General features: G+C 50.4%; 12 protein-coding genes. All 12 read left to right on the top strand.

Annotated elements, in window-relative coordinates; all coding sequences use genetic code 11:
- Positions 1 to 265: 265 nt before the first annotated feature.
- The 12 genes from HMPREF9439_RS09500 (at position 266) to HMPREF9439_RS09445 (ending at position 11,020) form a co-directional block, all read left to right on the top strand.
- Positions 266 to 598, top strand: coding sequence for a hypothetical protein (locus HMPREF9439_RS09500; protein ID WP_244862432.1), 333 nt, complete (start codon positions 266 to 268; stop codon positions 596 to 598).
- 363 nt (positions 599 to 961) lie between these two features.
- Positions 962 to 1,111, top strand: a complete 150-nt coding sequence (locus tag HMPREF9439_RS13295; RefSeq protein ID WP_008811632.1) for a hypothetical protein — start codon at positions 962 to 964, stop codon at positions 1,109 to 1,111.
- Between the two features lie 319 nt (positions 1,112 to 1,430).
- Positions 1,431 to 1,985, top strand: a complete 555-nt coding sequence (locus HMPREF9439_RS09490; RefSeq protein WP_008811633.1) for a hypothetical protein — start codon at positions 1,431 to 1,433, stop codon at positions 1,983 to 1,985.
- A gap of 161 nt (positions 1,986 to 2,146) precedes the next feature.
- Entirely contained in the window at positions 2,147 to 4,510 is a 2,364-nt protein-coding gene (gene rnr / locus HMPREF9439_RS09485) for a ribonuclease R (protein WP_240141215.1), read from the top strand.
- Complete coding sequence (gene rlmB / locus HMPREF9439_RS09480; RefSeq protein WP_008811635.1) at positions 4,507 to 5,250, top strand: 23S rRNA (guanosine(2251)-2'-O)-methyltransferase RlmB; 744 nt, start codon at positions 4,507 to 4,509, stop codon at positions 5,248 to 5,250. The genes rnr and rlmB overlap by 4 nt, the downstream gene beginning before the upstream one ends.
- A gap of 483 nt (positions 5,251 to 5,733) precedes the next feature.
- On the top strand, positions 5,734 to 6,150 hold the full coding sequence (gene rpsF, locus HMPREF9439_RS09475; protein WP_008811636.1) for a 30S ribosomal protein S6: 417 nt from the start codon (positions 5,734 to 5,736) through the stop codon (positions 6,148 to 6,150).
- Between the two features lie 14 nt (positions 6,151 to 6,164).
- A complete protein-coding gene (gene priB / locus HMPREF9439_RS09470; RefSeq protein ID WP_008811637.1) occupies positions 6,165 to 6,455 on the top strand; it encodes a primosomal replication protein N in 291 nt (96 codons plus the stop codon).
- A 3-nt stretch (positions 6,456 to 6,458) separates the two neighbouring features.
- On the top strand, positions 6,459 to 6,731 hold the full coding sequence (rpsR, locus tag HMPREF9439_RS09465; protein ID WP_008811638.1) for a 30S ribosomal protein S18: 273 nt from the start codon (positions 6,459 to 6,461) through the stop codon (positions 6,729 to 6,731).
- Between the two features lie 15 nt (positions 6,732 to 6,746).
- Positions 6,747 to 7,196 (top strand): 50S ribosomal protein L9, encoded by a 450-nt coding sequence (gene rplI / locus HMPREF9439_RS09460; protein ID WP_008811639.1) that lies wholly within the window; start codon positions 6,747 to 6,749, stop codon positions 7,194 to 7,196.
- Positions 7,197 to 7,342: 146 nt separating this feature from the next.
- A complete protein-coding gene (gene dnaB / locus HMPREF9439_RS09455) occupies positions 7,343 to 8,785 on the top strand; it encodes a replicative DNA helicase (protein WP_008811640.1) in 1,443 nt (480 codons plus the stop codon).
- A 3-nt stretch (positions 8,786 to 8,788) separates the two neighbouring features.
- Positions 8,789 to 9,271: a DUF456 domain-containing protein gene (locus tag HMPREF9439_RS09450; protein ID WP_008811641.1), complete on the top strand. Its 483-nt coding sequence runs from the start codon at positions 8,789 to 8,791 to the stop codon at positions 9,269 to 9,271.
- A 75-nt stretch (positions 9,272 to 9,346) separates the two neighbouring features.
- Entirely contained in the window at positions 9,347 to 11,020 is a 1,674-nt protein-coding gene (locus tag HMPREF9439_RS09445) for a PhoH family protein (protein WP_008811642.1), read from the top strand.
- Positions 11,021 to 11,120 lie beyond the last annotated feature (100 nt).

Here is an 11,120-nt window from a genome sequence, read left to right as displayed (position 1 = left end):
TAATGAAGATCTAGAAGCGCAAAATTTCAGTTTCTAAAGAGACGGTTTCAGATTTGACTTTTAGTTCTCGATAATTCATGAGTATTTGGAGAGGTTAATAGCCTTTTTACGCAAATCCTTAACTTAATTTGGGGTTAATTACGGTAAAAACGCGTTCCATTATTGACGAATCGTAGGAATTCCTTAGGGTGAAAATTAATCATCCCTTCGATGATTGCCTAGCTTCTGCATGGTTCACGTTACTAAGGTTAGTTGGAAAGAGCTTATGGCAAGGTTCACTCAAAATTGGTACGTATCGATTGTTCAAGGTAAAAACAATGCGAACTCGACAGGAGCCATTTTTTCTAACGTTCCGGTAATGCCTTGGATCCATCATCGCCTTCATCCGGTGCTGGTGAGGATTTTCTTGAGATTAGGTCTTTCCAAAACGCTGAAAGAAGAAAGAGTATTTTCTCCGGGTGAACGTGTTGACCACGTGGACCTCGCTACTAGAGGCGTGACTGCTCGTGCGATCGGCTCAACAAAAGGAGACAGTCCTGCAATTGCGCTTTCCACACCTGGTCATTTGGCGGCCGGTAACTTGAATTTCTTCTCCTGACGGCCCGAGCCGGACACTACTTAGCGATCACAAATGCCGAAGTCGCTTATGTTCCGCGGAATATTTTGGCGGAACTCGCCAAGCAAGATAGTCTAATCAACGAACTGCTGCAAGTTCAGTTTGAACTTGCCAGTCTCTCTGATCGAGTGGGCGTCTGCTGTTTATCGCTATTGAGTAAGGAAGACAAGCTAAAGGCATTTACTTCGACTTGGGCGCTCAACTTCGGCACAAGGTTTTTAACAGAGAAGGCCGAAAGATGATTCGAATGCCGGTTCCTTTGACGAGAAAATATCAGGTTCTGGTCACTAACTGCTCTTCGGTTTGGCTCGACAAAGTACTTCATAACTGGGTTCGGGAGAAAAAATGGGAGCGAGACTGAGAATTCGTACTCGTGAGTCCCGAGCTTTTGGACCGTACTACCGCTGGCTGAGAGGATGTATGGATGAAGCGGATACCTACAACTACCCCAAAACTTTGTCTGAGCAAATCTTTTTCGAAAGTAATCCTGCTTGATCGTACTTTTTTCTGATCTGAAATACTAAAAAGCCTTGAAGACTGAGAAGTCTCCAAGGCAAAAATCACTTATCACGCTGTTTCTACGTTAGAAACGCTGAGCCAAACCGGCACCGAGACCCGAATTTTCCTGCGTCTCGTTCTAGGCGAACCGATTTCACATAGATAAAAATAGGCAAAGGAGCCGTCTTTTTGTGCCAAAGGCGCAGTCGGCAGAAACATTTCTTAAGCCGACGCTTTGTCGTTAGAATCCTTTTTCAAGTTCAGGCGGCAATACAGCCGGTCTTGATTCAACTTCAATTTTCCATGCGGTGTTTCTGTGCTTTTTCGTTATTGCGTCCCTAAGGCTATTTCGTCGACCGAGTTTTATCCGATTCCCTATTACGAATCGGTTTATCTGGAAAACCAATGCTTCACGATTGAGGCTGATAGCCAATACCAAGCGGACGAAAAAGCTTATCGTTTTCTCGCCAATCTGCAGAAGAAACATGATTTGGCTTACGAGAAGCTTTTGGATGAACAGGGCATCCGCTTTCGTAAAAGAGAGGAAATCATTGAGCGTCGTCCGATTTATCTGAGAGATCTTCGAAGGCCCGGAGATCTGGATACTTTCGGAAGTCAAAAAGATCCCAAAGTTTGGAATGAATATCGTCTGAACGATTATTACTGGGAAACAGAGCTCCCTGAAAACTTCCAAGTCTCAGGCTACCGCTATGAACAGAATCCGTCGGGAGGCCAATACCGTTTCTTCAGGCAGTTAACGGATCATCAGTTTGCCTACGGACTGGTCTTTCTTTTGATTGTTGTTCTGTTAATTCTGCTTCTTCCCCAGTTCCGCGGACTCGGAATGCTGGATGTGCTTAATTTGGATTGATATTTTTAGTACCTGAAGGCCGAAATCAAATATCTCCACTCTGAGCGATCTTAGGACTTTGTTAGCAACCTCAGCAATTACAATCCAGCATAAATAGGATCAACATTAATTAGTTGAGGCTCAAAATTACTGCGAAGAATAAAACCACACAGAAGTCTGCGTTGACTTCTGCTAAGCCGCAGCGTGCCATCCTGGCTGCCGGAGTGGAAGCGGCTGAAAAGGCAATTGAACGGGAATTGAGGACGGCCGGATTCCCGATGGAAATGGACGACCTGAAAGAGTATGTGATGCTTTCTCATAAGGGCATCTCCTCTGAGGTCTTTGATCGCGCTTTCAATAAATTGAAAGAGGCAGGAAGAATCTTTACGAATCGGGAAGACATTGTTCTCCTGACCTCTTCTGCCAAACTTCATACCGGCGTGGTGCAGGGACACCGTGACGGATTCGGATTCCTGATTTGCGAAGAAGACGTTCCCGATATGTACATCTCTCCGGAAGAAATGACCAAAGTTCTTCCCGGAGATATTGTTGTCGCTAGAGAAGCAGGAACCGACTACAGGGGTCGAGTTTTAGCCGATATCGTCGAACTTGCCGATCGCAAGTTAAAACGCATTGTCGGCCGCTTTGAACTGAGACGCGGCGTCGGAATTGTGGTGCCTGAAGACGCAAGAATTTGCAAAACGATCTTAATTGCACCGGGCCGCTCTTTAGGCGCAACGCCTTCTCAGATCGTCGTGGCCGAACTTGAAGATAAAGGCCTTCTCACTAATAGTCCTGTCGGCCACGTAGTCGAAATTTTGGGAACGATCGACGAGCCGGGAATGGAAACAGAAATCGCGGTTCGTAAATTCGATCTTCCCTACAAGTTCTCCGAAGAAACAAAGAAAGAAATTAAGCGTTTCTCTGACTCTGTAACGAAGTCCGATCTTCGAGATAGAGTAGACCTCCGTGATATTCCGTTTGTGACGATTGACGGCGCAGATGCCAAAGACTTCGACGATGCTGTTTACTGCTTACCTGTGGAAGAAGGCAAATTCCGTCTGCTCGTAGCCATTGCCGATGTTTCTCATTACGTCAAACCCGGTTGCTCTATTGATAAGGACGCTCAGTTAAGAACAACGAGTGTCTACTTCCCGAGACGCGTTATCCCGATGCTGCCGGAAGAGCTTTCTAACGGCTTGTGTTCTTTGAATCCGCAGGTTGACCGCTGCACCATGGTGTGCGACGCGATCATTGGCGCCAACGGATTGGTAGAAGCCTACCAGTTCTACCCAGCTGTGATTCGTTCGGCGGCACGACTGATTTATGACAATGTTTGGGCCGCACTCTGCAACCCGAACGGTCCTGAAGCCAAGGTCATGGAACACGTGCTTGGCAACGTCCAGGATCTCTATGATCTTTACAAGAATCTGATCAAGAGCCGTGAATTGCGCGGCGCGATGGATTTTGAGACGGTTGAAACTTATATTGTCGCCAATGAGCAGGGCAAGATCGAACAGATTCTGCCGCGCGAACGCAATGACGCTCATCGCCTCATTGAGGAAATGATGCTGGTGGCAAACACCTGTGCAGCCGACTTCCTGCAGAAGAATAAGGCTCCGTGTCTCTACCGTGTCCATGAACCGCCCAGCCAGGATCGTCTGGAAAAAGCCAGGGCAACTTTGGCGCCGTTCGGCGTGACGCTGCCCGGCGGAGATTCCCCCACTCCGGGAGACTATGCCAAGGTGCTGGAATCGATCGCTGATCGTCCGGATAAGGCAATGATTCAGACGATTTTGCTGCGCTCCATGCAGCAGGCCGTCTACAGCCCGCATAACGTCGGTCACTTCGGCCTGGCTTATGACGCTTATACGCACTTCACCTCACCGATCCGCCGTTATCCTGACTTGCTGGTGCATCGCGCTATCCGAGGTATCTTACGGCGCCGGAAATACGTGCCGAAGATTTTGGTTGAACCCAATGAAGCGGATGTTCCGGTTCAGACAAGAGAAATCATCTGCAAGGCAAAACCCGATGACAAGAAGAAGGTTGCGCATATCGACTTGTGGGAAAAGCTCGGCCTTCTGTGTTCTGCCCATGAACGCCGTGCCGATGAAGCCAGTTACGATGTAATGGCTTGGCTGAAATGCAACTATATGCAGAAGAAACTCGGCCAGGTCTTTAAAGGCGTGATTTCGGGTGTAAGTCCCTTTGCAATCTTTGTGACGCTTGAAGACTTGTATGTCGAAGGCGCGATTCATATTTCCGGCCTTGGGGATGATTACTTCGTCTTTGACGATAAGTCCAATGAAATTTACGGCGAAGACTCCGGGTTGCGTTATCGCTTGGGCGACGAGCTCACTGTTAAGGTTGCCCGCTGCGATCTCGACGCAAGAAGAATAGAATTCGCTTTGGTTTCGAAGAATCGTCAAAGCAGGCCGAAGACCGAAGCCAAAAGGAAAACCGTAAAATCTTCTGCCGCACCGCGTAAGCCGGCAGCGAGAAAAACGAAGAAAGCACCGTCTGTTGCAAAGAAACGCTCATGAAAAAAGAAGATACAGTCCTAGCCGGCTTCCATGCCGTGTCCTCGAGAATGAAACGCGATTCTTCGTCGATTCGCATCGTCTACTATGATCCGAAGCGCCGCGATCAGCGTATGCGCAGGATGATTGAAGAGATTGAAAAGGCCGGCATTCGTTTGATGCAGGCCGACAACAATCGCCTGGACGGCTTTTCTCATGAAGTTCCGCATCAGGGTTTGATTGCTTTAGCTGCACCGATCGATATCGGCATGTCCTTCGACACATTGATGGATAATCTCGCCGGTAATCCGCTTCTACTGCTTTTGGACGGCGTGACCGATCCGCGCAATTTCGGTGCCTGCCTCCGTGTCGCTGATGCGGCAGGAGTATCTGCCGTAATCACGCCGAAAGACCGCTCCGCCACATTAACGGCTGCGGCAGTGAAGGCCAGCGCCGGCGCATCTGAAACCGTTCCGATTGTGCGAGTTACGAATTTGGCGGGTTCGATTGTTGAGCTCGTTGACGCCGGTGTTCCGATCATCGGCACAGCCGGTGAAGCTCAAAAGACCATTTATGAATTTGATCAAAAGGGCGCTTTCGGCTGGGTACTCGGCGCCGAAGGCGACGGTCTTCGTCAATTGACGCGCCGCCGCTGCAGTGACTTGGCGAAGATTCCGATGCTGGGAACGGTCGAAAGTCTGAATGTTTCCGTTGCTGCCGGTATTTGTTTGTTTGAAACCGTGCGTCAGCGTACTGTTGGCTGATCAGTATCCGCCTTAAGCGGAATCTGAAGTTTGCTAAGTCAGAGGTCGTGCTAAATCACGGCCTCGATTTTTTGATCTGTTGCAAGTCCTTTCCTACAGATCCCGGCACGGAGCCCTATCTGATGGGAAAAGCGGCTCCTCCATGAAAGACAGGTGTAGCCAATGTGTTTTTTGCAACGATTAACGAACACCGGAGAAATAATTTCTCTTCAGGAGTACTCAAGGAAGGTTCAACTATTAGAACTAATAGGTCGATTCGAATAGTAGAAAACGCAGCACACACCATTCAACCCGGATGTTCGTAGAGTAATAGGCTAAGCAAGCAGGCATCTCATTTTCATTAAGGCTATTCCTCGACTTGTTTTTCGTAACTAATTTAGTAATCAGGATTTTTTCTACTGAAAGTGGTGTAGAATCACGCACTTTCTAGTCCTTGTCACACCGGAAGACGCTCCGGGCGACTATTTCCCATAAGGAGGTTCAATGCGTCACTATGAGATTTGCTTCATCGTCCATCCTGATCAGAGCGAACAGGTTCCGGCGATGATTGAGCGTTACAAGGCTGCTGTGGAAAGCCACGGCGGTAAGATTCACCGTCTCGAAGATTGGGGCCGTCGTCAGCTGGCTTACCCGATCGAGAAACTCGTGAAAGCCCACTATGTTCTGATGAACATCGAATGCGGCCCCGAAGTTCTTGAAGAACTCGAAAACAATTTCCGTTACAACGACGCCGTTCTTCGTCACCTCACCGTGAAAATGAAGAAGGCTGAGACAGAACCTTCTCCGATGATGAAGGCTGTCGAGAAAGAAGAAGCCCGTAAGGCTGCCAGCGCTGCTGCTGAAGCTGCTGCTCCCGCACCTCAGGCTGCTGAAGAAGCCCTGGCTGAAGCCCAGGCTTAATTTAGGACTGCGAGGTGAACTCGTTCGAACTGGACGGAATTCTTGAAAAGAAAGACGTCATCCGCTACACCTTAGCTTCTGTTCCCATTCTTGACCTGGCCATCCGCCATATGTCGGTGGTCCAAGAAGCCGGATCGGATAGAAAACTGAGCTTTTCCGCAGAAGCGGCGGCAGTCGGTCCGGCTGCTAAGGCTCTCAATGAGGTGGAGCTCGGAAGCCGTTTGAAATTCAGAGGGTTTCTGACAACATCTTCGGCGCGTTCACGCAAACTTGTCCTGCATATAACGGAATTCGAAAAGGAGTAAATCATGGCTTTTGGTGCCAAAGGAAAGGGTAGACCTCGTAACCCTAATCAGCAGAACGCGCTTTTCAAGCGTAAAAAATTCTGCCGCTTCACAGTTGATCATGTTGACCAGATCGATTACAAAGATATCGACACACTTCGCGACTTCATCCAGGAAAACGGCAAGATTATGCCGGCTCGCCTGACAGGTACGAAGGCTCACTATCAGCGTCAGCTCGACACAGCAATTAAGCGTGCTCGCTTCCTTGCTCTTCTTGCTTACACCGACAATCAGTAATCGGGGGAAATCAACATGCAAATCATTCTGCTTGAATCTATTCCTCACGTCGGTCAGCTCGGCGACGTCGTCAAAGTTAAAGACGGTTTCGCTCGTAACTACCTGATCCCGACAAAGAAGGCTAAGCGTGCTACAGCAGCTGCGATCGAAGAATTCAAAGCCCACAAGGCTGAACTCGAACGCGCTCAGGCTGAACGTCTTGCTAAGGCTGAAGAGCTCAAGGGCAAGATCGATGGTCTGACCATCACTATCGCTTCCAAGGCCGGCGTCGACGGTCGTTTGTTTGGTTCTGTGACCAACATGGACGTTGCCGAAGCCCTCGAAAAACTTGGTTACGATATCCACAAGAGCCAGGTTCGTACACCGCTGGGTGCTATCAAAGCCGTCGGCGAGTACCCGCTGCAGATCGACCTGCACCACGACATCGTTGCTAATGTCAACGTTCAGGTTGTTGCTGAAGCCTAATTGAGGAAGAAATTCCTGAAGACTTCGGTCTTCAAAATGCCTCTCAGAAATGTCACATTTTTGGGAGGCTTCTTTTTTTCATGTCTCTGCTCTTTCAGCTATAGTTTTCTCATCTGCTTTTGGAAAAAAGGAAGTTCATAAATACGATGCCCGATATTCGCAGCGAAGATCGTGAAGTCCAGCAATACCGCACTCCGCCTTACTCAAAAGAGGCTGAAGACGGTGTTTTGGGCGCACTCCTGATCGATAACAATACGTTCGACTTGATCGGCGGAAAAATCGATTCGGAGGACTTTTATGACTACGGAAACCGCTTAATTTTCGAAAACATTAAGCGCTTGCTCTCGCAGGGAAAGCCGGCCGATATTCTGACGGTCCACGACATCCTGCGTGAGGGCGGTCTCGAAAAAGAGACCGGCGGCCTCGAATATCTCAACCGACTCGCGGATTACAGTCCGGGTGCGGCTAACGTTCTGCGCTACGCGGAAATTATTCGCGACCGTTCGATTCGCCGCCGTTTAATTACAACCGGTAACGACATCATCAATGACTCCATGAATCCTGGCGCTCGCGAAGCCAAGGATTTGTTGGACGAAGCTCAGGCAAAAGTCCTTCGCATCAGTGAGGATTTGTCCCGCTCGTCCAGCGGTTTCCAAAAAATCGACGCGGTTTTGGCCGATTACACGGATCATCTTCGTGAACTCTCCGAGATTGACAACCCGAGCAATGTCTCCGGCACTAGCACGGGCTTCCCGGATCTCGACCGTATGACGAGCGGTATGCATGACGGTCAGCTCATTATCATCGCCGGTCGTCCGGCCATGGGTAAAACCGCGTTTGCTTTGAATATCGCGCTGCACGTCGGCAGCAATCAAGGCTTGCCTGTCGGGGTCTTCTCGCTGGAAATGTCAGCCGAAGAAGTTACCGGTCGTCTCCTCAGCGCCAAGGGAGAAATTCCACAGTCAGAACTCAAAACCGGTCATCTGGAAAACTGGCGCGGATTCTACGACGCCGCCGAATCTCTGGAAAAAGCGCCGATCTTCATCGACGATACCGCCGGTATTTCCATTTTGAATCTGCGCAGCCGCGCCCGTCAGCTGATGAGCCGTGTAGGCGGCAAGCTCGGTCTGATCGTGGTTGACTACCTCCAGCTGATGTCCGGCGAATCCGGCGGACGCAATGACGCGAACCGCGCCCAGGAAATTGCTGAAATTTCCCGCGGCCTCAAGGGTCTTGCCCGTGAACTGAAGGTTCCCGTGATCGCGCTTTCTCAGTTAAAGCGTGAAGTGGATACCCGTCCCAACAAGCGTCCGCTGATGAGTGACTTGCGAGAGTCCGGCTCTATCGAACAGGACGCCGACGTCATCATCTTTCTGTACCGTGAAGTCGCTTATCAGCAGAAGACGGACGACATGGGGGAAGACGGTCAGCCGATGCCGGCGGTGGATTCCAATGCGCCGAGCGATGCCGAAGCAATTATCGCCAAGCAGCGAAGCGGTCCGACCGGTACCGTGAATCTGATCTTCCAAGGTATGTATACGCGTTTTGTCAGCAGAGCCACACCGGCACAAATGCACGCAGGTTATTAATCAATGCTGGATATTATTCTTTGGGTCATCGCCGCTGCCCTCATGGTCATCGGCTTTGCAGGCACTATCGTCCCGATGATTCCGGGGCTCCCGCTCATCTTTGCAGGTGCGTGGCTGGCCGCATTCATCGATCATTACAACGAAATTAGCGTGATGACGCTGGTGATTCTTGCCGTGCTGACCGTTATCGGTCTGATTGTCGACTGGATTGCACAGACGCTCGGCGCGCAGAAAGCCGGGGCAACCAAACTCGGCATTTTAGGATCCTTTATCGGTACCATTATCGGCATCTTCACCGGTTTATGGGGGTTGATTTTTATGCCGCTGCTCGGCGCAGCCATCGGCGAATTTATTGATCATCGAGACCTTCTCAAAAGCGGTAAGGTCGGTTTTGCCACATGGCTCGGAATGATGATCGGGATCGTCATCAAACTCGGACTGGCCTTTACAATGATCGGCATTGTAATTGCGGCTCTCGTAATTTGATTGAGACGGCGAGCATCAAAGAAAGAATAGGTTTTTAAGCCGCTCTCCTCTAAAGAAGAGCCCGAAGGAACACATATGCCATTACCAAAAGCCCCGGTCGCTAAGGGATCTGTCCTCACCGACATTCCGGCCGAACTGCCGACACAGGCGCCGGCACCGACAGCAGCCCGCGCGCCTCGTAAAACCAAGGCGGCAGCTAAACCTGCTGTAGCAGCGAAGACTCTGCGCACGAAAACAACCGTTGAACCGATTTCCGCTAAAGAAGCCAAGCAGGAAGTTAAAGCCGCCGCGCCGGTTGAAACCAAAGAGGTTCTCAAAGAAACGACGCTGGCACACAGAAGAAACAAAAATCTCAAGCACGACGGCAAGAACAAACTTTATGTGCTTGATACCAACGTGCTGCTGCACGATCCGACGAGTATCTTCCGCTTCCAGGAACACGATATCTATCTGCCGATGATGACGCTCGAAGAGCTCGATAACCACAAGAGCGGTATGACCGACGTGGCCCGCAACGCTCGTCAGGTCAGCCGTACGCTTGACGGCATCCTGCAGAATTTGGAAGGCCCGATCGACAAAGGCATTCCGCTTGAAACACTGAACCACGGTGAAGCAACTGGCCGTCTGTTCATTCAGACCAAGCCCTTTGACGTGAAGCTTCCGATGCTGCCGCAGGGCAAAGCCGACAACCAGATTCTTTCCGTGGTGGAAGGCTTGAAGGAAAGCGTCAAAGACCGCGACGTCGTCTTGGTGTCTAAAGACATCAACATGCGTCTGAAGGCTGCCGCCCTCAACCTTGTCGCTGAAGATTATTACAACGACAAGATGATCGAGGACAGCGACATCCTTTACTCAGGAACGCTCAAGTTGCCAGCCAACTTCTGGGACGAACACGGCAGAAACCTCAAGTCTTGGCAGAAAGACGGTCGTACTTGGTATCAGATCGAAGGGTCTCTCGTTCCGAGCTTCCTCGTGAACCAGTTCATTTGGTATGAACAGGAAGGCGCCACACCGTTCTATGCACAGGTCATGTCGGTCGAAGGCAACCGCGCCACCGTGCGTTTGATTGATGACTACCTCAATCCGAAGCACACGGTTTGGGGCATTAACGCCAGAAACAGAGAGCAGGCCTTTGCGCTCAATCTCCTGATGGATCCGAACATCGACTTTGTGACGCTGCTCGGCCAAGCCGGTACCGGTAAGACGCTGCTCACGCTGGCAGCAGGTCTGACCCAGACGATGGAGCAGAGACGCTTCAACGAAATCATCATCACGCGTGCCACCATTTCCGTGGGCGAAGATATCGGATTCCTGCCGGGCACGGAAGAAGAGAAGATGGCTCCGTGGCTCGGTGCCATTGACGATAACCTCGAAGTTCTGAACCGCGGCAGCGGCAACGGATCCGACTGGGGTCGCAGAGCTTCTGAAGATTTGATTCGCTCCAGAATCCGCATTAAGTCTATGAGCTTCATGCGCGGCCGTACCTTCCTGAATAAGTTCGTCATCATTGACGAAGCTCAGAACTTAACGCCGAAACAGATGAAGACGCTGATCACGCGTGCCGGTCCCGGTACCAAGATCGTCTGCTTGGGCAACATCGCTCAGATCGATACACCTTACCTGACGGAAGGGTCCTCCGGTCTGACCTATGTGGTAGACCGCTTCAAAGGCTGGCCGCACTCGGGGCACATCACGATGCAGCGCGGCGAGAGATCCCGCCTGGCGGATTTTGCGAGTGATGCCCTCTAACCCAAAACTTTCCAAGAAAACCTCTGCGAGTCGGAGGTTTTTTTGTGCCTGTTGACAGAACGTCCAGCAAAAACTGTTTGATTCATCTTTAAATCGAAAT

It is taken from the genome of Parasutterella excrementihominis YIT 11859, assembly GCF_000205025.1.
Taxonomy (GTDB): domain Bacteria; phylum Pseudomonadota; class Gammaproteobacteria; order Burkholderiales; family Burkholderiaceae_F; genus Parasutterella; species Parasutterella excrementihominis.
The sequence above is the reverse complement of the archived record's forward strand: the minus strand, read 5'-3'. Positions and strand labels throughout refer to the sequence as shown.